The organism is Microbacterium sp. GCM10027623, assembly GCF_042666935.1.
Lineage (GTDB): Bacteria > Actinomycetota > Actinomycetes > Actinomycetales > Microbacteriaceae > Microbacterium.
Map to the genome: position 1 here is coordinate 266,942 of NZ_JBHTHE010000002.1, position 21,974 is coordinate 288,915.

A 21,974-nucleotide genomic window follows, 5' to 3' on the forward strand; every position below is an offset into this window, starting at 1 on the left:
GCTGCGCACGCCACCTTAGCTCAGTGGTAGAGCATCCCACTCGTAATGGGAAGGCCGTCAGTTCAATCCTGACAGGTGGCTCAGACAAGGCCCGGGATGCCAGCATCCCGGGCCTTTCGCGTGTCCGAGCGGCGCGATCAGATGATGCTGCGGTTCTCCGCCTTGGCCTTCCGAGCCTCCTTGACGAAGGCTCGGACGATGACGAACAGCGTACCCCCGACGACGAACGGCCAGACCAGCACGTAGGCGGTCAGGGCGATGGTGGACATCTCCATGGTGTTTCTCCTCTCCGCCTCAGCGGCGTGTGACGTCGGTGATGATGTCGGACTCGGACTCCAGCTCGGCCAGTTCGGCGTCGAGATCCGAGTCGCCGCGGTCATCGAAGTTCCCGGTGCGCTGCGCGATGAGGTCGAAGTCGAAGTCCTCCTTCCTGCTGGGCAGGGTCAGCGCGACGCAGACGATCGTCGACACGGCGTAGGCGACCAGCGAGCCCGACAGCACCGCGTAGGTGTGCAGGAACCCGATCGTGAAGGGCGCCGACACGATGACCGAGAGCGTGCCGAGGATGAGCGCCACGCGCTTTCCGAAGAATCCGAAGGCCATCAGACCCAGCACGACGCCGATGCCGATCGTGGCGAGCACATCCGAGACGATCCCCACCGGTCCGGTCAGCTCGATCCACTCGAAGCGCACGGGCAGGAACGCTGCCAGGGCCACCACGACCGCGGTCGAGAACGCCAGGTTGGTCACGCGCTTCCAGTAGAAGCTCGCGATCACGGGGAACACCAGTGCTCCCCACAGCGCGCCGACGAAGACCAGCAGATCGAGGATGCTGAGCTGCGATCCGGCGAACGCCAGGGCGGTGACCATGGCGATGATCATGGTGATCCGGCCGATGAGCACCATCGTGCGCGGGTTGGCGTTCTTCTTCCCGGCGATGTTCTGCCCGTAGATGTCGGCCATGACGATCGACGACAGTGCGGTGAGGTCGGCGTCCGCCGTCGACGAGAGCGAGCCGATGATCATCACGAAGAACACGCACAGCAGCAGCGGCGACAGGTAGGTCGCGGCCATCTGGGGGATGAGGTTGTTCACGTCCCCGCCCTCGGGCGTGATCCCCGCGTACAGGGCGATGACCCCCAGCATCCCGATGCCGATGATCGTCGCGCCGTAGCCGAAGGTCGCCGTGATGAACGTCTTCTTGATCAGGTCCTCGCGCACGGCGAACAGGCGCTGCGCGATGGTCTGGTTCCCGATCGCGTACGCCAGGACCGCCGCGATGTACGGCGCACCCTGGTTGAAGAACGCGTCGGAGGAGAAGAAGTCCGCCTGCTGCGGCGTCACGTTCGCCGCCCCTGTCTCGAAGAGTCCCGGGCCACCCGCGGCGAAGAACACCACCGGGATGATCACGATGACCGCTCCCAGCATCGCGACGACCTGCGCGAAGTCCGTGAGCACCGACGCGCGGAATCCCGACCACAGCGTGTACAGCAGCACGCCGGCGCCGATCGTGATGATGCCCTGAGTGAACGTGAAGGGCGACAGCAGCGAGACCAGCGCGCCGCCGGCGATGAGGTTCGAGGTGAGGCTGATGATGCTGCCGAGCACGTTCGAGCCGGCGAGCATCAGCTGGCTGGAGCGTCCGTGCCGGGCGAACATCACCTCGGCGATAGTGTGGGCATTCGGAGCCACGCGCCGGATCCGGCGTCCGAAGGGGTAGATGAGCAGGATCATCAGGGCACCCCAGAGCCCGTAGTGGATGGGTCCGGAGACGCCGTAGGTGTATCCGGACGTGGCGGAGGCGTACATCGACGACGCCCAGATCCAGGTGGCGGTCATGGATGCGGCGGAGATGCCGAATCCGATGCGGCCGCCGCCGGTCATGTACCCGTCGGCGTTCTCGGTGCGCTTGCGGATGCGCAGCGACATGTACAGGCTGCCTCCGAAGAACAGCACGATGAGGAGGACCACGACGGGCCCCGCGAGGGTCTGCAGATTTTCCATATTGGTCTCTCTTGTCGAAGTGACCGGCGGAAGTGCCGGATCGAGGAAGGAGAGAACGGGCTAACGTTTGGGCAGGGTGGCCAGCAGAGGACCGGAGTCGAGAGTGGCGTCAGTGGGAAGGAGCGGTGATTTCCGGGCCGGCATGCAGTTCCGATCGTCAGCGGGCACGCACGCAGCAGTCCCCTCCGCCTGCGAGGTGACGCGCGCATGCGCGAACGACTTCGGCGTTCGCACGAGGCCGGAGGAGAAGCAGTCGCTGCACACGACGAGGCACAGTCGTGGCGCACCTGCGACGGGGTTTGACGACCCCGATCGGGCGGATGCGCGCACACGGCAGCGCTGCGAGCGCATCCGGCTCGCCTCTCCAACGTAACAAGCCCGCTGGGCAAGTCAAATGCGCGGGAGGCGGAGGAGGGTGCAGGGTGCCGGGGTTGACCGTCACGGGTACCCTCATCAGCATGAGCAGAGCACTTCTCATCGTCGACGTGCAGAACGATTTCACCGAGGGGGGCGCACTCGCGGTGGCGGGCGGAGATGCCGCGGCATCCGGCATCAGTGACCTTCTCGCCGCGCAGGCGGGGGACTACGCGGTGATCATCGCCTCGCGGGACTGGCATGATGCGGACAGCGACAACGGCGGGCACTTCTCGACGGCGCCCGACTACACGGACTCCTGGCCCGTACACTGCGTGGCCGACACGGAGGGCGCGGCATACGACCCGTTGCTGGTGACGGATGCCATCACGCACCACGTGCGCAAGGGGCAGGGGAGCCCTGCCTACTCGATGTTCGAGGGCACGGCCGAGGACGGCGGGACCGTCGGTGAGATCCTCTCCGCGCACGGTGTGACCGACGCGGATGTCGTGGGGATCGCGACCGACCACTGCGTGCGTGCATCGGCGCTGGATGCGATCGCCCGTGGTGTGCGCGTGCGCGTCCTCACGGACCTGGTGGCCGGTGTCGGGGCGGAATCCAGTGAGGCCGCCCTCGCGGAGCTGGCGCACGCGGGCGCGGAGCTGGTGCCCAGGCGTCCAACCGTCTCGGGAGCCGAGTGACCGCCGGACGGTGCGCGCTGCTGCTGCGCGCGGTGAACGTCTCGGGCCGCAATCGGGTTCCCATGTCGGAGCTGCGGGCGCTGCTCGGCGCGCGTACGGGGCTCGGCGAGGTGTCGACGTACATCGCGAGCGGGAACATCATCTGCGACGCACCGGACGATCCGGGCGCCGCCTGCGCGGAGGTGCGCAGCCTCATCGCGGAGACTTTCGACGTCGACACACCGGTGATCGCACGCACGCATGCGCAGCTGGTCCGGGTGGAGCAGGCGAACCCGTTCCCGGATGCGTCGTCAGACAAGATGGTGCATGCGATGTTCCTCGAGGGTGATGCCGCCGTGGATGCGGTCGAGCAGCTGACCCCGCGACTGCAGGCGGGTGAGCGGATCGCGGTGATCGGCCGGGAGCTGTGGATCGACTACGGGTCCGGCGGGGCCGCGTCGACACGGCTGACCGGGCCCGTCCTGGACCGCGCTCTGCGCACTGCGGGCACGGCTCGGAACATCAACACGGTGCGCAGGCTCGTCGAACTCACCGCGCCGAGCTGAGAGACGAGGCGGAACTGCCGTCGTCGCGCGCCGCGCACGCCCTTCGCGGCGCGGCCCGTCGACGCGGCGTCAGGCGTGCTGTTCGCGGTGCGGCCCCTCGCCGATCTCCTCGATCACCTTCTCGCAGAAGGCGGGCAGATCGTCAGGCGTACGGCTGGACACCAGACCCGCGTCGACGACGACCTCCCGGTCGACCCAGGTCGCACCCGCGTTGCGCAGGTCGGTGGCGAGACTCGGATAGCTCGTCAGCGTGCGACCGTCCACGACTCCGGCCTCGATGAGGATCCAGGCGCCGTGGCAGATGACCCCCACGGGCTTGCTCTGCTCGAAGAACGCGCGGGCGAACTCGATCGAGTCGCTGTCCAGGCGCAGGTGGTCGGCGTTCACCACGCCTCCGGGGAGCACGAGGGCATCGAAGTCATCGGCCGACGCGACGGCGGCCTGCAGGTCCACGCTCTGCACGTGACCGTTCTTACCGGTGATCTCGTCGGATTCGGGCGACACCATGGTCGCCGTCGCGCCGGCGCCGGTCACCGCCTCCCAGGGGCTGGTCAGCTCACTGTCCTCGTAGCCGTTCGTCGCGAGAAAGGCGACCTGGGCCGCGGAGATGCTGGTCATCATCGAGTCCTTTCGTCAGGTGGAGGGGCTGACCAGCATGCGATGAGCGGGCGCGCGGGGAACAGGGGATGGCCATCCGTGCATGGGCGTGCTATCCCCGCGGGATTGCCGGGCGCACTCGGGCCTACCCTGGAGGCATGGCTGCCCGCGTGACCCACCCCGCGACGATCGCCGCGCCGATCGAACACGAGCTGGTCATCCGCAAGTCGCGGTTCATCGCGCAGATCTCCCCGGTCGCCTCGGCGGAAGACGCCGACGAGACGATCGCCGCCGTGCGTAGGCGGCACTGGGACGCACGGCATCACTGCAGCGCACAGGTCACGGGGCTGGACGGAGATCGTGCGCGCTCGTCCGACGATGGCGAACCGTCCGGAACGGCCGGGATTCCGATGCTGGAGGTGCTGCGCCGTCGTGACCTCACCGACGTCGTCGCCGTCGTCACCCGGTACTTCGGCGGCACCAAGCTCGGTGCCGGCGGACTGGTGCGGGCGTACTCGTCCGCGGTCTCCGAGGCGCTGGATCGGGCATCCCTCGTCGATCGCAGGGTGCTCGCTCAGGTGACCATCGCCGTGCCGCATGCCGACGCCGGTCGGCTCGACAATCTGCTGCGTGACTGGACGAGCCGGCACGGCTCCCTGCTGGGCGGAGCCCGCTACGACATCGAGGCGCACTTCGAGGTGTGGTGTCCTGCGGGGCAGCTTCCGGCGCTGCAGGCGGAGGTCGCCGCGATGTCCTCGGGAGCGGTGACGGCTGCCGTCACCGGAGCCGAGCGCGTGATCGACGTGCCGCGCTGAACGCGGCGGGAGGAGAATCGGCTCATGGATCTCGGACTGCAGGGACGCTTCGCCGTCGTCACCGCCTCCGGTGCCGGCCTCGGCCACGCCTGTGCCGCGCGGCTGGCCGCCGAGGGGGCGACGGTCGTCGTCAACGGACGCGATGCGGCCGCTCTCGCACAGTCTGCGGAGCGCATTCGTCAGGAGACCGGCTCGGAGGTGATCGAGGTACCGGGAGACGTGTCGGATGCCGCGGTGCAGCAGGCGCTGGTCGAGGCCGTGCCGCAGGTCGACATCCTCGTCAACAACAACGGCGGGCCGCCATTCCGAGACTTCCGAGAGGTGGGCCGGGAAGCGATCCTGGCCGGGGTCACCGCGAACATGGCGACGCCCATCGAACTCGTGCAGCGCGTGATCGACGGCATGATCCAGCGGCGCTTCGGTCGGATCGTGAACATCACCTCCTTCTCGGTGAAGATGCCGATCGCTGGTCTCGACCTCTCCAGTGGGGCGCGGGCAGGCCTGACCGGCTTCCTGGCGGGTGTCGCACGTGACGTCGCGCACGCCGACGTCACGATCAACTTCCTGATGCCGGGTTACTTCGCCACCGACCGGCTGCGCTCCCTGCACGCGCGTGAGGCCGAGGAACGCGGCGTCACCGCCGAGACGGTGGCGGCCGAGGGTTCCGAACGGATCCCGACGCGACGTTTCGGCGCCCCGGAGGAGTTCGGCGCGGCGTGCGCGTTCCTGTGCTCCCAGCAGGCCGGCTACATCACGGGGCAGAGTCTGCTCATCGACGGCGGCGCGTACCCCGGCATCCTCTAGCCCGGCCCCGCGGTCGTCAGCCGGACCCACGGTCTTCAGTCCGCGATGCGCGTCTGGGGCGCGGGCGGCATGCCGTCGGGGCCGCGCAGGTCCACACGCCGTGCGCCGCAGTCGACGCAGCGCACATAGACGGTCTCGCCGACCGATGTGCGGTGCGCGGACTCGCTGACCCAGGCATGCTCGTGCAGCAGCTGCGGGTTCGGGATGACGATCGGGAGCGTGGGAGATGCGGTCATGCCTCCACGATGCTGTAATGGTCTTATGCATCTCAACCCTTACGGCGAGTACGCGGTCCTGCTGGCGGCGTCGCTGGCGAACGACTGGCCGGACGATCGGAGCGGCATCGAGCAGCGCACCCGTGATTTCGGGATGACTATGGCGTTCGATCCGCGGCCCGACGACCATGCGCGCTCTCGGGTGGTCGTGGAGGCCTGGCTCGGTGTCGTGGACGCCGCTGACGACGCCGCGCGCGCTGCGGCGTTGAACGCCCAGATGGCGGCGGCGGCGGCCTACCCGCAGCTGACCGAACACGACGGGGAGGGCTGGCACCTGCACTACCGCGACGAGCGGCTCCGGTCTCTGCCGGATGTGCTGGAGGCGGTCGTCAGCGTCGGGACCGCACTGCACCTCACCGAGCGCGGCATGCACCGCCTCGGGCGTTGTGCGGCTTCGCCGTGCGTGAACGTGATCGTCGACGTCACGCGCAACGGTCGTCAACGCTACTGCTCGGTGCGCTGCGCGAACCGTGACGCCGTGCGACGGCACCGGGCGCGGGGCGCCTAACGCTTCTGCAGCGCCGCGAGCACGGCATCCGACAGCGGCGGCCACGCCTCGATCGCCCAGGGGCCGAAGTCACGGTCGGCGAGGGCCACGCAGGCGACACCCGCCCGCGGATCGACCCAGAGGAACGTGCCGCTCTGCCCGAAGTGCCCGAACGTGGCGGGGGAGTTCGCGGACGACGTCCAGTGCGGATCCTTGCCGTCGCGCAGTTCGAAACCGAGCCCCCAGTCGTTCGGGCGCTGCACGCCGTATCCGGGCAGAACCCCGTCGAGACCGGGGAAGGCGACCTGCGTCGCCTGTGCGACGGTCTCGGCGGCGAGGAGGGACGGGCGCTGCAGCTCCGCGGCGAACCGTGCCAGATCCGCCACGGTGGATACGGCGTCCGCGGCGGCGGAGCCCTCCAACCGAGAGGACGCCATGCCGAGCGGGGCGAAGACCGCTTCGTCGAGGTACGTCGCGAACGGAATGCCGGAGAGCTCGGTGATCGCGGCCGCGAGCGCATCGAAACCGCGGTTCGAGTAGATGCGGCGCGCGCCCGGTTCGGCTCGCACACGATCCTCCGTCATGTCCAGCCCCGAGGCATGCGCCAGCAGATGACGCACGGTCGACCCTGCAGGGCCGGCGGGGGAATCCAGGTCGAACACGCCCTCTTCGACGGCGATGAGAACGGCGTAGGCCGTGAGCGGCTTGGTCACCGAGGCGAGCCGGTAGGGACGATCGGCATCGCCGTGCGCAGCGAGCACGGTGCCGTCGGATGCGACCACCGCGGCAGCGGCGTTGTCCACCGGCCACGCCTCCATCAGGGCGAGTGCGTCATCCAGGGTCGTCATGGCTCCTCCACAGGTGGATCGCGTGCGCACCGGTCATATCGGCCGCGTCCGAATCCTCCCACACCCGATGCGGCGACGCGGGGACGGCTCAGGACCGGCAGGTGCCCGTACGCCGTGCCCGACGGCGCTGCAGGATCATACGGTGGGCCCCGTGGGGCTCGAACCCACGACCCGCGGATTAAAAGTCCGATGCTCTGCCGACTGAGCTAGAGGCCCGTGCGTCCAGTCTAAGGCGACAGGAAAGTGCCCGCCGACGACAGTCGGCGGGCACTTCACCGGTTCACGCGCTCCCCACCGCGGTCCCGGTCACGTGTGCGTCGATCGCGATCGACGCCACGGCTCACTCGGCCGGCGGCATCAGCACCGAGTCGATGAGGTACACGGTCGCGTTGGCGGTCTGCACGCCACCGCAGATGATGTTCGCATCGTCGACCATCCAGGCGTCACCGGAGCCGGTGACGTCCAGCTCGGAGCCCTGCACGGTCTTGTGCATTCCGGCGATGTCGGCGGGCTCGATCTGACCGGGAACGACGTGGTACGTGAGGATCGACGAGAGCGTCTTCGAGTCGGTCTTCAGGCCCTCGATGGTTGCGGGGTCGATCTTCGCGAACGCGTCATCGACCGGTGCGAAGACGGTGAATTCGCTGCCGTTCAAGGTGTCCACGAGGTTCACATCCGGGTTCAGCTGTCCGCTCACGGCGGCGACCAGCGTCGTCAGCAGAGGGTTGTTCGACGCGGCGACGGCCACCGGGTCCTGCGACATGCCCTGGATCGAGCCGTCTCCGTCAGGAACCTGTGCCGCGTACGCGTCGCAGCCAGGGCCGACGAGGTTCGCGGCAGGATCCATGGTCTGCGGAGCAGCCTCCGAGGTCTCCGCCGCCTTCGGCTCCATCGACGGCGAGGCGTCGTCGCCGCCCATCGAGCAGCCGGCGAGCACGAGGACGCCGACGAAGCCGAGTGAGAGAGCTGCGCTGATCTTCTTCTTGGTGCTGAGCATTTCAACCTCCGGGGTTCGCAGCCGCGGACCTCCCGCGGCGTCGAGTGTTGTTCGGAGCGGTCCCGGGATCGGATGGAAGACAATCCGATCCCGGGTCCGGGACCGAAGAACGGATGACGAAAGGCGCACCATGGACCTCATCCTCATCGGACTGCTCGGCGGTCTCATCACGGGCATATCGCCGTGCATCCTGCCGGTGCTGCCGGTCATCTTCCTGACCGGCGGCGCGCAGTCCGCGCGCTTCGACGGGCAGGTGACGCCGGCACCGCGTCGTCGGCCCTATCTCGTCATCGCGGGGCTGATGCTGAGCTTCAGCGCCGTGACGCTGGTCGGCTCGCTCGTGCTCGGACTGCTCGATCTGCCGCAGGACATCATCCGCTGGGTGGGCATCGGCGTTCTGCTGCTGCTCGGCATCGCCCTGCTCGTCCCGCGGCTGGAGCAGCTGCTCGAGAGGCCGTTCCAGTGGATTCCGCGACGCGAGGTGCACAACGGCGGCAGCGGATTCGGCGTCGGCTTGGCCCTGGGGGCCGTGTTCGTCCCCTGCGCGGGCCCCGTGCTGGCTGCGATCATCGTCGCCGGGAGCACCGGCCGGATCGGGGTGGACACCGTGTTCCTCACCGCCTCGTTCGCCGTCGGCGTCGCCGTGCCGTTGCTTGCCTTCGCGCTCGCCGGTCGCGGACTCGTGGAGCGCATCCGCGCCTTCCGCTCCCGCGAGCGCGGGCTGCGCATCGCTGCCGGCATCGCCATGATCGCGTTGGCCACCGGGCTCGTCTTCAACGTTCCGCAGCAGCTCCAGCGGCTGCTGCCCGACTACACCGCGCAGCTGCAGGAGGGTCTCGCCGAGCAGCAGGGGGAGGCGCTGGACCTGGGCGGACTGGTCACCGACGAGAACCGTGAGCTGAGCAACTGCACCAACGGTGCCACGGAGCTCGAGGAGTGCGGTGCCGCTCCCGCGATCAGCGGCATCGCGCAGTGGCTGAACACCGCGAACGGCGCGCCCGTCGATCTGAAGGATCTGCGCGGTCAGGTGGTCCTCGTCGACTTCTGGGCGTACTCGTGCATCAACTGCCAGCGCTCCATCCCGCATGTCGTCGCGTGGGATCGGGTCTATCGCGATGCGGGGCTGCAGGTGATCGGCGTCCACTCGCCTGAGTACGCCTTCGAGAAGGACGCCGGGAACGTGAGCGCCGGCGCGCGCGACTTCCGCATCACGTACCCGGTGGCGCTGGACAACAACCTGTCCACCTGGACCGCGTACCGCAACCGCTACTGGCCCGCCCACTACCTCATCGACGCGGACGGCACGGTGCGCCACATCTCCTTCGGCGAGGGGAACTACGCCGCCACGGAGAAACTGATCCGCGAGCTGCTCGCGGACGCCGATCCGGGAGTGCGGCTCCCGGACGCGACCGAGGTCGCGGACACGACCCCGGCGCGGGGATCGACCACGCCGGAGACCTTCCTCGGATCGTCGAAGGACGTGAACTACGGCGGCGCGGACGCGTATCGCGCGGGGTCCGCCTCCTATGCCCTGCCGGCCGAGCAGGCTGCGGACACCTTCGCCCTGGGCGGCGCCTGGGATGTGAGGACTCAGTACGCGACGCCGCAGAGCGGGGCCGTCGGCAGCATCCGTCTCCGGTACCGCGCAGCCGAAGTGCGCATCGTCCTGGCGGGCTCGGGCGAGATCACCGTGCGCGACGGCGACAGCGCGCCGAAGGGGATCACCGTCGACGGCACACCGCGCTCCTACGCGATCAGGGCGGGGAGCACGAACAGCGGAGTGCTGACCGTGGAGGTTCCTGCAGGCGTGGAGGTCTACTCGTTCACCTTCGGGTGAACGGGACGGCGTGCACGGAGAGAGGAGGTGAATGCGGCATGCTGGGGGAAATGGTTATTGACGGCCTGGATGTGCCCGAGGACGGTTCGGCGCGGGACAGCGCCGCCGACCTCCTTCTCCGCGTCGCCGCCGGAGACCAGCGGGCGTTCGCCGAGCTCTACGATCTGCTCTCGCCTCGCGTATTCGCGCTGATCCTCCGTGTCCTGACCAACCGGGCGCAGAGCGAGGAGGTCCTGCAGGAGGTGTTCCTGGAGATCTGGCAATCCGCCGGCCGGTTCGCTCCGAACAGAGGGCAGGGCCGGTCGTGGATCCTGACGATCGCGCACCGTCGTGCCGTGGACCGGGTGCGGGCTTCGCAGTCCAGCACCGATCGTGACGTGCGCGTCGGCACGCGCGACCTCGAGGCCGACCGGAACGTCGTGGAGGAGGCGGTCGAGGAACGACTCGAAGGCACGCGGGTCGTCAGCGCACTCTCCGGGCTGCCCGAAGCACAGCAGGAGGCGCTGATCCTGGCCTACTACGGCGGCTACAGTCAGAGCGAGATCTCGGCCCTGATCGGCGTGCCGCTGGGAACGGTCAAGACGCGGATGAGGGACGGGCTGACGCGATTGCGCAACGAGATGGGGGTGTCGACATGAACGAGCAGGAGTTCCAGCAGCTCGCCGCCGGGCACGCCCTGCACGCGCTCTCGGCGGCCGACGAACGGCGATTCGCCCTCGCCGGAGCCGAGCACCCGGAATGGACGTCCGACGCCGACCGCGACGTGGAGACCGCCGCCGCGCTCGCCGCCGCGCTCGAGCCGGTCCGGCCGCCGTCGGCACTGCGCGACGCGCTGCTCGCGCAGATCTCGACCACGCCGCAGGATCCGGAAGCGCAGGACCCGGAAGCGCAGAACCCGGGCGCGCAGGAGGTGCGCGCGGACGGCCGCGTGGACGCCGCCGCAGTCCGCACATCTCCGACGACGCGGTCGACGGGCGGTCCGCGACGCTGGTCGCGTGCGCTGTTCACGCTGGCGGCCTGCCTGGTCCTCCTCGTCGGCGGCGGCATCGCGACCGCGATCGTCGTCTCCCAGCTGCAGCGCCCGGCATCCGTGGTCGCCCTCGATGAGATCCGCTCCGCGCCGGACGCCGAACAGGCCACCGTGCGCCTGGATTCGGGCGCCACCGCCACGGCGCACTGGTCGGGGCAACTGGGGGAGGCGGTGCTGGTGGCATCCGGCCTCGACCGGCCGGATCCGGACAAGACGTTCGAGCTCTGGTTCGTGCGCGGCGATCAGCCGATCTCCGCCGGGGTCTTCGACACCGTCGACGGCGAGGCGACGGCACTGCTCGACGGGGCCATGCAGGCCGGCGATGCGATCGCCGTGACCGTGGAGCAGGTCGGTGGATCCCCGTCGGGCGCGCCGACGAGTGATCCGATCTTCGTCATCCCGACCGCGTGAAGCGCGCGTACGCTGGACGGATGCCCGAGCAGTTCCACCGCCCCGTCCGGCGTCCGTCCGCAGCCTTCGACAAGCTCGTCGGGGCGTCGGATCCCGCCGAGAAGTCCCGTGTCGCGCATGCGACGGCATCCGCCCTGCTCCGACGCGCCAGGCAGGATGCGACGGGAGAGACGACCGAGCGCCTGATCGCGTTCACCGCCGAGCACGGGATCGACGACATCGCCGAGCTGTGGTCGATCGCCCCGTCGCGCTCGCTTCCGGGGGCGCTGTGGCGCCTCTACCTGCTGCAGATCGCTATCCGCAGCGACTCCGCGACGGCAGCACTGCTGTACGAGCGCGGGCGGGTCGAGCTGAGATCGGCGGATGCCGCGATCGCCGGCGCTCCGACGCCCGCCAGTCCCGACGAGCTCACCGCGCTGGTCGACACCATCCTGCGTGGCGTCTTCCAGGGAGATTTCGCCGTGGCGTTGGAACGCGCGGCCGCGTACTGCCGGGTGCAGGCCTCCGGCGCCACGCACACCGCCGACGACTACGAGCCGACGGAGCCGGGACGGGCGAGCGACCTCACCCGCCGGGCCCTGCGGCTGAGCGGTTACGCCGATGATCTGACGGCGGCAGCCGGCCTCTGGCGCAGCGGCGCACTGACCTGAATGCGGGCATGAAAGAGCCGGACCGCAAGAACGCCTCTCGGCGGAAGGCCGCTCGCAGCGGCAGAATTTGGAGCCCGGGGTTATGCGGCCCGGCCGTTCCAGTGTAACGCCTCTCCCGCTCTGGTATTCCTGGCCGTCCTAAGCTGAGGGCATGCTCCAGCGCTTCGCTCTGATGATCGCTCCGGTCGACGCCGCGGACACGCGCGACGACTTCTCCGCCACCTTCACACCGATGGATGTGGCGGCTCCGGCGCTCAGCGTGGGCGAGTTCAGCACTCAGCGCGGAGACGGCGTGTTCGAGTCCATCGGCGTGATCGACGGGCACGCGAACGAGGTCGAAGCGCACGTGCAGCGACTGGCGCATTCCGCGCGGCTCTGCGACCTTCCGGTGCCCAACGCCGAGCAGTGGCGCCAGGCCGTGGCCACCGCCGCGCGCCTCGTCCCCTCGGGGGAGGCCGTGGTCAAGCTGATCCTCAGCCGGGGGGTGGAGCACGGCCCGGCACCCACCGCGTGGGCGACCGCCTCTCCGGCGCCGGACTTCACCGCGGTGCGCCGGGACGGGGTGCGCGTGGTCACCCTCGACCGCGGCTACGACCTGGAAGCCGGACAGCGCGCGCCGTGGCTGCTGCTGGGCGCGAAGACGCTCTCGTACGCGGTGAACATGGCGGCGCTGCGCGAAGCGCACCGGCGCGGAGCGGACGACGCGGTCTTCGTCACACCGGACGGGCATGTCCTCGAAGCGCCCACGGCGTCGCTCATCCTGCGTGTGGGCGACGATTTCATCACACCGGCGCCCTCCGGCGGCATCCTGCACGGGACGACCCAGCTGAGCGTGTACGAGTATCTGGAGTCGCGCGGCTTCCGCACGCGCTACGCCACGCTGACCACATCCGATCTGGCGACCGCGGATGCCGCGTGGCTGGTCTCCAGCATCCGCCTGGCCGTGGCCATCACGGCCGTGGACGGCGCGCCGCTGGCATCCGATCCCGCGCTCACGGCGCAGCTGAACACCCACCTGCTCTCGCCGCGCTGAGTCCCGGGCGGCGCCCGCGCGTGCGGTCGCCCGGAGCCCTCCGGCGTGTCGTCCGCCGGGATGTGGCGACACGCCGCCTCCCGCGCGGAGGCTCCGGACGACGGGACGACGGGACGACGGGACGACGGCACAGGCAGCAGCTGATCGGCAGCAGACGGCAGGCGGGGGCTGCTGCGGAAGACGTCAGCGGCGAAGGTGCGCGCCCTCGGCGATCTTGGCCAGGATCGCGGCCTCGACGCGCGGCCAGCCGTGGACGATCATCCGTAATCGAACCGCAGCGTCTCGTATCCGAGGGCGGCTGCTGCGGCGTCCCGCAGCAGATCCTTGTGCCGCTCGGCCGCGCGCTCGTGATTCTCACGCCCGTCGCACTCGATCAGGAGTCGGTCGCCGATGACGATGTCGATCTCGCCCACGCCGTCGATACGGATCTGAGTCCGAACCCGGATGCCGAGCAGATGCAGTCGCAGCCGGACGAGCGACTCCAGCCCGCTGTCGGCATCCGAGCGCGCGACGCTCATCAGCCAGCGCTTGCCGACCGGCATCCGCTGCCGGAGCCAGGCTATGCCGCTCGGTGAGATCTTCATCAACCGCAGCGCCGACTCGTAAGCGGCGAAGAACGTCTCGTCGTCGAAGCACTCGAGCAGCTGCAGCAGCACGACCTCGACGGGAGGGAGCCGGCCGAAGACGGCCGTGCCGTCGGTCCAGTGCACGTGGCAGTTCCCACAACCCGGGTGCGCCTCGCCCGCTCGACCCAGCCACACACAACTCCGGCCGCGCTCCAGCAGCCACAGCCCGAGCCGGTCCGCGGCATCCGCGCACCCGGGCACGCCGCCGTGCTCGGCCGCGTGGCGCACCACCGAAGGCGCATCCGGTGAGGCGTACAGCCCGCGCCGGATCTTCACGATCTCGCCGGCACCCACGGCCTCGCGCAACCGCCGCGTCGTCACTCCCTGCGCACGAAGCGTCGCCGTGCGCGCGACACCGCCGAGTTGCCGCAGGATCGAGTCGAGCATCCTGCGAGTGTGTCGGAGCGGTCGACGAGGAGAAGCCGGGGTCCCAGTGATCGTGGACAACTCGCCGGCGCAGCGCAGTTGTGCAGGGCGAACGATCCGTCCCCTCGCCCGGAGCCAATGTCGTCGGTACGGCGTGTCACGTGGCGACGCGCCGCGTCCCGCGCGGATGCTCCGGATGACGAACCGGCGGCGGATGACGAGGCGGCGTCGCCGGGGTCAGCCGAAGCGCCCGGAGACGTAGTCCTCCGTGGCCTGCACGGACGGGGTGGTGAAGATCGTCGCGGTGTCGTCGTACTCGATGAGCTTGCCGGGCTTGCCGGTGCCCGCGATGTTGAAGAACGCGGTGCGGTCGGAGACGCGGCTGGCCTGCTGCATGTTGTGCGTCACGATCACGACCGTGTACTCGTTCTTCAGCTCGCCGATCAGCTCCTCGATCGCGTAGGTGGAGATCGGGTCCAGGGCCGAGCACGGCTCGTCCATGAGGATCACCTCGGGCGACACGGCGATCGCGCGTGCGATGCACAGCCTCTGCTGCTGGCCGCCGGAGAGGCCCGATCCCGGCTTGTCGAGACGGTCCTTGACCTCGTTCCACAGGTTGGCGCCGGTCAGCGACTGCTCCACCAGGGCGTCCTCGTCGGAGCGCGACATGCGCTTGTTGTTCAGCTTGACCCCGGCCAGGACGTTCTCCCTGATCGACATGGTCGGGAACGGATTGGGACGCTGGAAGACCATGCCCACCTGGCGGCGCACCAGCACGGGGTCGACCCCGGGTGCGTACAGGTCGTTGCCGTCCAGCAGCACTTCGCCCTCCACGCGAGCGCCGGGGATCACCTCGTGCATGCGGTTCAGGGTGCGCAGGAAGGTGGACTTGCCGCAGCCGGACGGGCCGATGAAGGCGGTGACGCTGCGCGGCCGGATCTCGAGGGACACGCCCTCCACCGCCAGGAAGTCGCCGTAGTAGACGTTCAGATCGTTGACTTCGATGCTCTTGGACATGTCGGGATTCCTTCGGGTCGGATGCGGCTCAGCGGCCGGAGGTCTTCGGGGCGAACCACTTCGCGATCAGGCGCGCGACGAGGTTCAGGACCATGACGATCAGGATCAGCGTGAGGGCGGCCGCCCAGGCGCGTGCCACCGAGGCGTCGGCCGCGGTGCCCTGGTTCATGTAGGAGTTGTACGCGAACACCGGCAGGGTCATCATCTGGCCGTCGAACAGGTTGGTGTTGAGGCTGGCAGTGAATCCCGCCGTGAGCAGCAGCGGGGCCGTCTCGCCGATCACGCGTGCGATGGCGAGCATCACCGATGTGGTGATGCCGGCGATGGAGGTGGGAAGCACCACCTTGAGGATGGTCAGCCACTTCGGCACGCCGAGGGCGTAGGCGGCCTCCCGAAGCTCGTTGGGCACGATCCGCAGCAGTTCCTCGCTGCCTCGGACCACCACCGGCACCATCAGCACCGCGAGCGCCAGTGCGCCCATGAAACCCATCGAGATGCCCGGACGGATGAACAGCGCGAACACCGAGTAGATGAACAGACCGGCCACGATCGAGGGGATGCCGGTCATCACGTCGACGAAGAACGTGACGCCCTTGGCGATGCGGCCCCGTCCGTACTCGACGAGGTAGATCGAGGTCATCAGCCCCACCGGCACGGCGATCACGGTGGCCATCAGAGTCACCAGCACGGTTCCCCAGATGGCATGCGCGATCCCGCCGCCCTCACCGACGATGTTGCGCATCGAGAACGAGAAGAACTCGGCGTCGAAGCGGTGCAGGCCGTTCGCCACGACGGTCCACAGCAGGGAGATCAGCGGCAGCAGCGCGATCAGGAACGCTGTGGCGACCAGCGCCGTCATCAGCCGGTCGACCGCCTTGCGGCGGCTCTCGGCGATCGACGCCACCACGGTGATGAGCACCAGGTAGATCGCGGCGCCGACCGCCACCGCGCCGGCGATGTTGAAGTCGGCGAGTTCGCCGCCGGCGGAGAGCACCCCGAAGACGGCGAAGGAGCTGGCGAAGGACGCGCCCAGCAGGGCCCACGGCACCCAGGAGGCGAGTCTGCCGGAGGTGAGCGCGGTGCTGCGCGCGGTGAGCGTGATCGAGGTCATGTCAGTTGGCTCCGGAGAACTCGGCACGGCGGGCGACGATCCAGCGCGCCACGGCGTTGACGGCGAAGGTCACGATGAACAGGACCAGGCCGGTCGCGATGAGCGTGTTCACCCCGGTGTCGTGCGCCTCGGGGAACGCGAGCGCGATGTTCGCCGGAATGGGGGTCGGGTTCGTCGCGGTGAGCACCAGGAAGCTGTACACGGCGGCGGGCGAGAGGACCATAGTCACGGCCATGGTCTCGCCGAGGGCGCGGCCCAGCGCGAGCATGACGGCGGAGACCATCCCGCCGCGAGCGAAGGGCAGCACGGCCATGCGCACCATCTCCCAGCGGGTGGCGCCGAGCGCGAGCGCGGCCTCCTCATGCAGCTTCGGGGTCTGCAGGAACACCTCGCGGCAGATGGCGGTCATGATCGGAATGACCATGACCGCCAGCACGAGCGACGCGGTCATGATGGTCTTCCCGGTGGAGGAGACCTGACCGCCGAAGAACGGGATCCAGCCGGCGTTGGCGTTCAACCACGCGTAGACGGGCTGCAGCAGCGGCGCGAGCACCAGACCACCCCACAGCCCGAAGACGACCGACGGGACGGCGGCGAGCAGGTCGATGACGTAGCCCAGCACGCCGGCGAGCCGCCGCGGGGCGTAGTGCGAGATGAAGAGCGCGATGCCGATGGAGATGGGCGTGGCGATGAGCAGGGCGATCAGCGATGCCCAGACGGTGCCGAACGCCAGCGGTCCGACGTACTCCCAGAACGACCGGCCCTTCAGGATGTGGTTCTCGGTGGTGTCCGGGGAGAACGCGGGCAGGCTCTGCACGACGAGGAACACCGCGACCGCGGCGAGCACGACGAGGATGACGAGGCCGGCGCCGAGCGCGGTGCCCGAGAAGACCCGGTCGCCGATCCGCTGCTTCGCCCGGATCCGCGCCGGTCGGGACGGCGGCGGGGCGGGAGCTTCCGGCGGTGCCGAGGTGGTCATCGTGCTCATGGTCTCCGTTTTCGATGGGGGCGAGCGGCGGGTAGGCCCTCCGATGCCCCCGCGCCGGATCGGACGCGAGGGCATCGGAGCTGTCAGCGGGCTGTCATCAGCCGACCTTGATGGTGTCGATGGCGGCGAGCACCTTCTCGCGGAGGCCGGCGGAGATCGGCGCGCTGCCGGCATTGTCGGCGGCGGCCTTCTGGCCGTCCTCGCCGGCGACGTACTCGAGGTACGACTTCACCAGCGATGCGGTGTTCGCGTCCGCGTACTCCTCGCACGCGATCAGGTAGCTGACCAGCGCGATCGGGTAGGAACCGGCCTTCGCCGCAGCAGGGTCGACGTCGAAGACCAGGTCCCCGGCGCTGCGCCCCTCCTCCAGAGGAGAGTTCTCGACGAGCGCGGACGCCGCCTCGGCGGAGTACGGCACGTACTCGCCGTCGACACCGACGTGCACCTGACCCAGGCCGGCGACCTGCGATGCGTCCGCGAATCCGATCGCACCGTTGCCCGCCTTGATCGCCTGCACGACGCCGGATGTGCCCTGCGCGGCTTCGCCGCTCTTGATCGGCCACACGTCCGCCGGCTCGTACGTCCACACGTCACCGGCAGTCGCGCTGAGGTACTTGGTGAAGGTCTCCTGAGTGCCGGAGGGATCCGAGCGGTGCACGGGGGAGATCGCCAGGTCCGGCAGGTCGACGCCGTCGTTCTGGTCGGCGATGGCGGGGTCGTTCCAGTTCGCGATGGTGCCCGCGAAGATTCCCGCGATCGTCTTCGCGTCGAGGTTCAGGGTGTCGACGCCGTCGAGGTTGAAGGCGATGGCGACGGGGGAGATGTACAGCGGCACCTCGACGATCGCATCGGTCGCGCAGGTCTTGAAGCCGTCGGCGAACTCGTCGGTCCTGAACGCGCGATCCGAGCCGATGAAGCTGCTGGCGCCCGCGATGAAGTTCTCGCGGCCCGTGCCCGAGCCGGTCGGCTCGTAGTTGATGGTGACGTCCGGGTTGGCGGTCTGGAACGCGGCGACCCACGCCTCCTGCGCGGAGCCCTGGGACGACGCGCCGGTCGCCTTCAGGGTGCCCTCGAGCGTGGAGGCGGCGGCCGCGTCGGGGCCTGCGGGCGTGCCGGCCTCGTTCGCGGCGCAGCCGGCGAGTGCGAGGGCGGCGACCGCGCCGACGGCGCTGATACGAGCGATGCGGGAGATCTTCACTGTGGTCCGTTCGATCGAGGAAGGGGTACTGGCCCGGTGCAGGGCACACAGCGACAGTAGGAGCCTCGGTTAACGAGATTGACCCCCGCGGGTGAACGGGAGGTGAACGGATCGGGGCCGATGTCCGCGCAGACGCGGATTCCGTACGAAGTCAGACCTTGGGTGCGTGGGTCTCGATCGAGATGATTCCCGAACCGGGGTTGGTGGCCGAGAAGTGAACGACGGAGAACCCCGCGGTCTCGAGTGCGGTCGCGCTGCCCACGTACGATCCGTGCACCGTGCCCGTGGCCAGCACCATCTCGGAGAGGATCGCGGGGAGCACGGGCCGGTGGCTGCAGAGGACCGCGGCTTTGCGAGAGCGGATGCGGTGCCCGACCACCGAGCGGATGTCGGACGTGCCGGCATCCCAGGCGTCCTGGCTGATCCTGCTGGTGATGCGGGCTGCGTGGGAGACCTTCTTCTGCAGCGGTGCGATCGTCTGCAGGCAGCGTTCGGCGTCGCTGGAGACGATGCGACGCACCCCGAACGCCTTCAACGGCGCGGCGACCGCCTTGGCCTGGCGCAGTCCCCTCTCGGTGAGGGGGCGCGTGGCATCCGCGCCGTCCCAGTCCGCGCGCGAGACCGCTTTCGCGTGGCGCAGCAGGATGAGCGGGAAGGTGTGCAGCACGCCGTCGTCGACGAGGCTGGCGAAGCCGTCGAGGATCTCCACGTCGACCGGGTAGCTCAGGCGCGCTCGCGCCTTCTTCAGGCTCACCCACTCGATCGCGGCGATCTCGCCGTTCGGGACGAACGTCGACGCGCGGATGGCGTCATCCGTGGCCTCGGCCGCCCAGTAGTGGACCACCTTCTGCCGCTTGGGGCGCATCCAGTACTTGCTCACGCCCACCGGAACGCCCAGAGCCACCTTGATCCCCGTCTCCTCGCGCACCTCCCGCACGGCCGTCTGCGCGAGCATCTCGCCCGGATCGACCTTGCCCTTGGGCAGCGTCACGTCGCGATACTTGGTGCGGTGGATGAGCAGGATGCGGAGCTTGCCCTCGACCAGACGCCACACCACGGCGCCGGCCGCGAACACCGCGGTGTCGGTCACCGGACCGATCGCTTGCGACGGCGGTTCTGCACCATGGACATCGTCTTGTCCTGCAGGTCCACGAGCGGTGCGTCCTCGGTGCCCGACGCGCGCAGCCAGACGCCGCCGGCCGCCAGATGCCAGGAGTTGGTCCCCGGGTCCATCGCCAGATCGAACAGGTCGTGCAGCTCCTGGATGTGCGCAGGCGTCGACAGCCGCACCAGCGCTTCGATGCGGCGGTCGAGGTTGCGGTGCATCATGTCGGCGCTGCCGATGTAGACGATCGGGTTGCCGTCGTTCTCGAAGGAGAAGATGCGCGAGTGCTCCAGGTAGCGGCCCAGGATGCTGCGCACGGTGATGTTGTCGCTCACGCCGGGCAGGTCCACCCGCAGACTGCAGATGCCGCGCACCCATACCTCCACCTGCACCCCGGCCATGCTGGCTCGGTACAGCGCGTCGATGATCTGCTCGTCGACCATCGAGTTGACCTTGATGCGCACACGCGCGCGCTTTCCGGCCTCGGCGTTCTTGATCTCGTTGTCGATGTGGCGCAGCAGGCCCTTGCGCAGGTGCAGCGGGGCGACGAGCAGACGCTTGAACTTCTTCTCGATCGCGTATCCGCTGAGCTCGTTGAAGAGACGCGTGAGATCCTTGCCGATCTGCGGGTCGGCGGTGAACAGACCGAAGTCCTCGTACATGCGGCTGGTCTTCGGGTTGTAGTTCCCCGTACCGATGTGGGAGTAGTGGCGCAGCACGCCCTCCTCCTCGCGGATGACCAGGGCCAGCTTGCAGTGCGTCTTCAGGCCCACCAGGCCGTAGACGACGTGCACGCCGGCCTTCTCCAGCTTGCGCGCCCAGACGATGTTGTTCGCCTCGTCGAAGCGGGCCTTCACCTCCACGAGAGCCAGCACCTGCTTGCCCGCCTCGGCCGCGTCGATCAGCGACTGCACGATCGGACTGTCGCCGGAGGTGCGGTACAGCGTCTGCTTGATGGCGAGCACGTGCGGGTCGCGCGCCGCCTGGTCCAGGAACGCCTGCACGCTGGTCGCGAACGACTCGTAGGGGTGGTGCACCAGCACGTCGGCACGGCCGATGGCCTTGAAGACGTCGGGCCGCTCGTTGCTGTCGCCGGGCTGGAAGGCCACGGCGGTGGTGGGCAGGTGCGGCGGGTAGCGCAGGTCGGGACGGTCGATGCGGGCGAGGTCGAACAGGCCGCGCAGGTCCAGCGGGCCGGGAAGGCGGTAGACCTCCTGGTCGGTGATGTCGAGCTCTTTGATGAGCAGCTCGAGTGTCACGTCGTCCATGTCGTCCGTGATCTCCAGCCGGATCGGCGGACCGAACCGGCGGCGCAGCAGCTCGGCCTCGAGCGCCTGGATGAGGTTCTCGCTCTCGTCCTCCTCGATGTCGAAGTCCTCGTTGCGGGTGAGGCGGAACGCGTGGTGGTCCAGCACCTCCATCCCGGGAAAGAGGTCGCCGAGGTGGTTGGCGATGAGCTCCTCGAGACGGATGAAGCGCATGATCTCGCCGACCCTGCGCACCTCCACGAAGCGGGGCAGCATCGGCGGCACCTTCAGGCGCGCGAAATCCTGACGGCCCGTGCGCGCGTTGCGGATCCGGATGGCCAGGTTCAGCGACAGGCCCGAGATGTAGGGGAACGGGTGCGCGGGGTCGACGGCCAGGGGCATGAGAACCGGGAACACCTGGGCCTGGAAGTACTCGCCGAGCGAGCGGCGCTCGGCATCGGTCAGGTCGGACCATTCGATGATCTCGATACCGGCGTCGGCCAGCGCGGGGCGCACCTGGTTGGTCCACACGTCCGCGTGGCGCAGCTGCAGGGTGTGAGCCTCGGTCGAGATGTCGGAGAGGGCGTCGGATGCGGGGCGGCCGACATTGGTGGGCACGGCCAGTCCGGTCAGGATGCGGCGTTTGAGTCCTGCGACGCGCACCATGAAGAACTCGTCAAGATTGCTGGCGAAGATGGCCAGGAAATTCGCCCGCTCCAGCTCCGGCAGCGTCGGGTCCTCCGCCAGCTCCAGCACCCGCTGGTTGAACGCCAGCCAGCTCAGCTCCCGGTCGTGGTAGCGGTGGTCCGGGAGCACCGCATCCGGCGCCTCGTGCGCATCGAAGTCATCGTCCTCGGCATCCCCGAGTCCGGCATCGACAAGTGCGGGTTCGATCATGGGGTACATCCTTGCACCCGTCGCGGACGGA

Annotated in this window: 23 protein-coding genes and 2 tRNA genes; 11 read left to right on the forward strand and 14 right to left on the reverse strand. The window is 69.1% G+C overall.

All coding sequences use genetic code 11. The annotated features are described in order from the left end of the window. Nucleotides 1-9 precede the first annotated feature (9 nt). Nucleotides 10-81: transfer RNA gene (locus ACFQY2_RS08585), tRNA-Thr, on the forward strand. A 56-nt stretch (nucleotides 82-137) separates the two neighbouring features. On the opposite strand, the gene ACFQY2_RS08590 is transcribed toward ACFQY2_RS08585, so the two are convergent. Next, the gene (locus tag ACFQY2_RS08590; protein ID WP_378745336.1) at nucleotides 138-275 is read right to left on the reverse strand and encodes a putative transporter small subunit; all 138 of its coding nucleotides are present in this window, start codon (nucleotides 273-275) and stop codon (nucleotides 138-140) included. 19 nt (nucleotides 276-294) lie between these two features. Further along, nucleotides 295-2,004: a sodium:solute symporter family protein gene (locus ACFQY2_RS08595; protein ID WP_378745337.1), complete on the reverse strand. Its 1,710-nt coding sequence runs from the start codon at nucleotides 2,002-2,004 to the stop codon at nucleotides 295-297. A gap of 458 nt (nucleotides 2,005-2,462) precedes the next feature. On the opposite strand from ACFQY2_RS08595, the gene ACFQY2_RS08600 reads away from it, so the two are divergent. Next, complete coding sequence (locus ACFQY2_RS08600; RefSeq protein ID WP_378745339.1) at nucleotides 2,463-3,059, forward strand: isochorismatase family protein; 597 nt, start codon at nucleotides 2,463-2,465, stop codon at nucleotides 3,057-3,059. Next, nucleotides 3,056-3,604 (forward strand): DUF1697 domain-containing protein, encoded by a 549-nt coding sequence (locus tag ACFQY2_RS08605; protein WP_378745340.1) that lies wholly within the window; start codon nucleotides 3,056-3,058, stop codon nucleotides 3,602-3,604. Before ACFQY2_RS08600 ends, ACFQY2_RS08605 begins: the two co-directional genes overlap by 4 nt. 69 nt (nucleotides 3,605-3,673) lie before the next feature. On the opposite strand, the gene ACFQY2_RS08610 is transcribed toward ACFQY2_RS08605, so the two are convergent. Next, nucleotides 3,674-4,222: a type 1 glutamine amidotransferase domain-containing protein gene (locus ACFQY2_RS08610; RefSeq protein WP_378745341.1), complete on the reverse strand. Its 549-nt coding sequence runs from the start codon at nucleotides 4,220-4,222 to the stop codon at nucleotides 3,674-3,676. 137 nt (nucleotides 4,223-4,359) lie between these two features. On the opposite strand from ACFQY2_RS08610, the gene ACFQY2_RS08615 reads away from it, so the two are divergent. After that, nucleotides 4,360-5,016, forward strand: coding sequence for a YigZ family protein (locus ACFQY2_RS08615; RefSeq protein WP_378745342.1), 657 nt, complete (start codon nucleotides 4,360-4,362; stop codon nucleotides 5,014-5,016). A gap of 24 nt (nucleotides 5,017-5,040) precedes the next feature. After that, nucleotides 5,041-5,820, forward strand: coding sequence for an SDR family oxidoreductase (locus tag ACFQY2_RS08620; RefSeq protein WP_378745344.1), 780 nt, complete (start codon nucleotides 5,041-5,043; stop codon nucleotides 5,818-5,820). A 35-nt stretch (nucleotides 5,821-5,855) separates the two neighbouring features. On the opposite strand, the gene ACFQY2_RS08625 is transcribed toward ACFQY2_RS08620, so the two are convergent. Continuing rightward, nucleotides 5,856-6,056: a hypothetical protein gene (locus ACFQY2_RS08625; RefSeq protein ID WP_378745345.1), complete on the reverse strand. Its 201-nt coding sequence runs from the start codon at nucleotides 6,054-6,056 to the stop codon at nucleotides 5,856-5,858. A gap of 25 nt (nucleotides 6,057-6,081) precedes the next feature. On the opposite strand from ACFQY2_RS08625, the gene ACFQY2_RS08630 reads away from it, so the two are divergent. Beyond that, entirely contained in the window at nucleotides 6,082-6,603 is a 522-nt protein-coding gene (locus ACFQY2_RS08630; RefSeq protein ID WP_378745346.1) for a CGNR zinc finger domain-containing protein, read from the forward strand. Here ACFQY2_RS08630 and ACFQY2_RS08635 read toward each other — a convergent pair. The 3 genes from ACFQY2_RS08635 to ACFQY2_RS08645 all read right to left on the reverse strand — a co-directional run bounded on the left by ACFQY2_RS08635 (nucleotide 6,600) and on the right by ACFQY2_RS08645 (nucleotide 8,427). Beyond that, entirely contained in the window at nucleotides 6,600-7,430 is an 831-nt protein-coding gene (locus ACFQY2_RS08635; protein ID WP_378745347.1) for a serine hydrolase domain-containing protein, read from the reverse strand. The genes ACFQY2_RS08630 and ACFQY2_RS08635 overlap by 4 nt on opposite strands. A 143-nt stretch (nucleotides 7,431-7,573) precedes the next feature. After that, nucleotides 7,574-7,646, reverse strand: a tRNA-Lys gene (locus ACFQY2_RS08640). A 124-nt stretch (nucleotides 7,647-7,770) separates the two neighbouring features. After that, on the reverse strand, nucleotides 7,771-8,427 hold the full coding sequence (locus ACFQY2_RS08645; RefSeq protein ID WP_378745348.1) for a fasciclin domain-containing protein: 657 nt from the start codon (nucleotides 8,425-8,427) through the stop codon (nucleotides 7,771-7,773). 130 nt (nucleotides 8,428-8,557) lie between these two features. Here ACFQY2_RS08645 and ACFQY2_RS08650 point away from each other — a divergent pair, with 130 nt between their 5' ends. The 5 genes from ACFQY2_RS08650 to ACFQY2_RS08670 all read left to right on the forward strand — a co-directional run bounded on the left by ACFQY2_RS08650 (nucleotide 8,558) and on the right by ACFQY2_RS08670 (nucleotide 13,388). Next, complete coding sequence (locus ACFQY2_RS08650; protein ID WP_378745349.1) at nucleotides 8,558-10,264, forward strand: cytochrome c biogenesis protein DipZ; 1,707 nt, start codon at nucleotides 8,558-8,560, stop codon at nucleotides 10,262-10,264. 38 nt (nucleotides 10,265-10,302) lie between these two features. Next, on the forward strand, nucleotides 10,303-10,902 hold the full coding sequence (gene sigK / locus ACFQY2_RS08655) for an ECF RNA polymerase sigma factor SigK (RefSeq protein WP_378745351.1): 600 nt from the start codon (nucleotides 10,303-10,305) through the stop codon (nucleotides 10,900-10,902). Then, entirely contained in the window at nucleotides 10,899-11,705 is an 807-nt protein-coding gene (locus ACFQY2_RS08660; RefSeq protein ID WP_378745352.1) for an anti-sigma factor domain-containing protein, read from the forward strand. Before sigK ends, ACFQY2_RS08660 begins: the two co-directional genes overlap by 4 nt. A 20-nt stretch (nucleotides 11,706-11,725) precedes the next feature. Beyond that, on the forward strand, nucleotides 11,726-12,355 hold the full coding sequence (locus tag ACFQY2_RS08665) for a DNA-directed RNA polymerase subunit beta (protein ID WP_378745353.1): 630 nt from the start codon (nucleotides 11,726-11,728) through the stop codon (nucleotides 12,353-12,355). Nucleotides 12,356-12,506: 151 nt separating this feature from the next. Next, a complete protein-coding gene (locus ACFQY2_RS08670; protein ID WP_378745354.1) occupies nucleotides 12,507-13,388 on the forward strand; it encodes an aminodeoxychorismate lyase in 882 nt (293 codons plus the stop codon). Nucleotides 13,389-13,645: 257 nt separating this feature from the next. Here the strand turns inward: ACFQY2_RS08670 and ACFQY2_RS08675 are convergent, their stop codons facing one another. From ACFQY2_RS08675 to ACFQY2_RS08705, 7 genes are all read right to left on the reverse strand, one after another. Beyond that, nucleotides 13,646-14,401: a type IV toxin-antitoxin system AbiEi family antitoxin domain-containing protein gene (locus ACFQY2_RS08675; RefSeq protein WP_378745355.1), complete on the reverse strand. Its 756-nt coding sequence runs from the start codon at nucleotides 14,399-14,401 to the stop codon at nucleotides 13,646-13,648. A 216-nt stretch (nucleotides 14,402-14,617) separates the two neighbouring features. Next, nucleotides 14,618-15,397: a phosphate ABC transporter ATP-binding protein PstB gene (pstB, locus tag ACFQY2_RS08680; RefSeq protein WP_378745356.1), complete on the reverse strand. Its 780-nt coding sequence runs from the start codon at nucleotides 15,395-15,397 to the stop codon at nucleotides 14,618-14,620. A 28-nt stretch (nucleotides 15,398-15,425) separates the two neighbouring features. Then, nucleotides 15,426-16,508, reverse strand: a complete 1,083-nt coding sequence (gene pstA, locus ACFQY2_RS08685) for a phosphate ABC transporter permease PstA (protein WP_378745358.1) — start codon at nucleotides 16,506-16,508, stop codon at nucleotides 15,426-15,428. A gap of 1 nt (nucleotide 16,509) precedes the next feature. Then, complete coding sequence (gene pstC, locus ACFQY2_RS08690; protein ID WP_378746143.1) at nucleotides 16,510-17,487, reverse strand: phosphate ABC transporter permease subunit PstC; 978 nt, start codon at nucleotides 17,485-17,487, stop codon at nucleotides 16,510-16,512. 106 nt (nucleotides 17,488-17,593) lie between these two features. Further along, entirely contained in the window at nucleotides 17,594-18,694 is a 1,101-nt protein-coding gene (locus tag ACFQY2_RS08695) for a phosphate ABC transporter substrate-binding protein PstS (protein WP_378745359.1), read from the reverse strand. Between the two features lie 151 nt (nucleotides 18,695-18,845). Then, the gene (locus tag ACFQY2_RS08700; protein ID WP_378745360.1) at nucleotides 18,846-19,784 is read right to left on the reverse strand and encodes an NUDIX domain-containing protein; all 939 of its coding nucleotides are present in this window, start codon (nucleotides 19,782-19,784) and stop codon (nucleotides 18,846-18,848) included. After that, nucleotides 19,781-21,943 (reverse strand): RNA degradosome polyphosphate kinase, encoded by a 2,163-nt coding sequence (locus ACFQY2_RS08705; RefSeq protein ID WP_378745361.1) that lies wholly within the window; start codon nucleotides 21,941-21,943, stop codon nucleotides 19,781-19,783. Before ACFQY2_RS08705 ends, ACFQY2_RS08700 begins: the two co-directional genes overlap by 4 nt. Nucleotides 21,944-21,974: the final 31 nt, after the last annotated feature.

What these genes read in the sequence shown, in the direction of transcription:
- pstB (WP_378745356.1), bottom strand. Translation starts at nt 15,397, where the DNA reads ATGTCCAAGAGCATCGAAGTCAACGATCTGAACGTCTACTACGGCGAC.
- ACFQY2_RS08660 (WP_378745352.1), top strand. Translation starts at nt 10,899, where the DNA reads ATGAACGAGCAGGAGTTCCAGCAGCTCGCCGCCGGGCACGCCCTGCAC.
- ACFQY2_RS08630 (WP_378745346.1), top strand. Translation starts at nt 6,082, where the DNA reads ATGCATCTCAACCCTTACGGCGAGTACGCGGTCCTGCTGGCGGCGTCG.
- ACFQY2_RS08645 (WP_378745348.1), bottom strand. Translation starts at nt 8,427, where the DNA reads ATGCTCAGCACCAAGAAGAAGATCAGCGCAGCTCTCTCACTCGGCTTC.
- ACFQY2_RS08675 (WP_378745355.1), bottom strand. Translation starts at nt 14,401, where the DNA reads ATGCTCGACTCGATCCTGCGGCAACTCGGCGGTGTCGCGCGCACGGCG.
- ACFQY2_RS08615 (WP_378745342.1), top strand. Translation starts at nt 4,360, where the DNA reads ATGGCTGCCCGCGTGACCCACCCCGCGACGATCGCCGCGCCGATCGAA.
- ACFQY2_RS08635 (WP_378745347.1), bottom strand. Translation starts at nt 7,430, where the DNA reads ATGACGACCCTGGATGACGCACTCGCCCTGATGGAGGCGTGGCCGGTG.
- ACFQY2_RS08600 (WP_378745339.1), top strand. Translation starts at nt 2,463, where the DNA reads ATGAGCAGAGCACTTCTCATCGTCGACGTGCAGAACGATTTCACCGAG.
- ACFQY2_RS08705 (WP_378745361.1), bottom strand. Translation starts at nt 21,943, where the DNA reads ATGATCGAACCCGCACTTGTCGATGCCGGACTCGGGGATGCCGAGGAC.
- ACFQY2_RS08650 (WP_378745349.1), top strand. Translation starts at nt 8,558, where the DNA reads ATGGACCTCATCCTCATCGGACTGCTCGGCGGTCTCATCACGGGCATA.
- ACFQY2_RS08610 (WP_378745341.1), bottom strand. Translation starts at nt 4,222, where the DNA reads ATGACCAGCATCTCCGCGGCCCAGGTCGCCTTTCTCGCGACGAACGGC.
- pstA (WP_378745358.1), bottom strand. Translation starts at nt 16,508, where the DNA reads ATGACCTCGATCACGCTCACCGCGCGCAGCACCGCGCTCACCTCCGGC.
- ACFQY2_RS08670 (WP_378745354.1), top strand. Translation starts at nt 12,507, where the DNA reads ATGCTCCAGCGCTTCGCTCTGATGATCGCTCCGGTCGACGCCGCGGAC.
- ACFQY2_RS08665 (WP_378745353.1), top strand. Translation starts at nt 11,726, where the DNA reads ATGCCCGAGCAGTTCCACCGCCCCGTCCGGCGTCCGTCCGCAGCCTTC.
- ACFQY2_RS08625 (WP_378745345.1), bottom strand. Translation starts at nt 6,056, where the DNA reads ATGACCGCATCTCCCACGCTCCCGATCGTCATCCCGAACCCGCAGCTG.
- sigK (WP_378745351.1), top strand. Translation starts at nt 10,303, where the DNA reads ATGCTGGGGGAAATGGTTATTGACGGCCTGGATGTGCCCGAGGACGGT.
- ACFQY2_RS08590 (WP_378745336.1), bottom strand. Translation starts at nt 275, where the DNA reads ATGGAGATGTCCACCATCGCCCTGACCGCCTACGTGCTGGTCTGGCCG.
- pstC (WP_378746143.1), bottom strand. Translation starts at nt 17,487, where the DNA reads ATGACCACCTCGGCACCGCCGGAAGCTCCCGCCCCGCCGCCGTCCCGA.
- ACFQY2_RS08595 (WP_378745337.1), bottom strand. Translation starts at nt 2,004, where the DNA reads ATGGAAAATCTGCAGACCCTCGCGGGGCCCGTCGTGGTCCTCCTCATC.
- ACFQY2_RS08620 (WP_378745344.1), top strand. Translation starts at nt 5,041, where the DNA reads ATGGATCTCGGACTGCAGGGACGCTTCGCCGTCGTCACCGCCTCCGGT.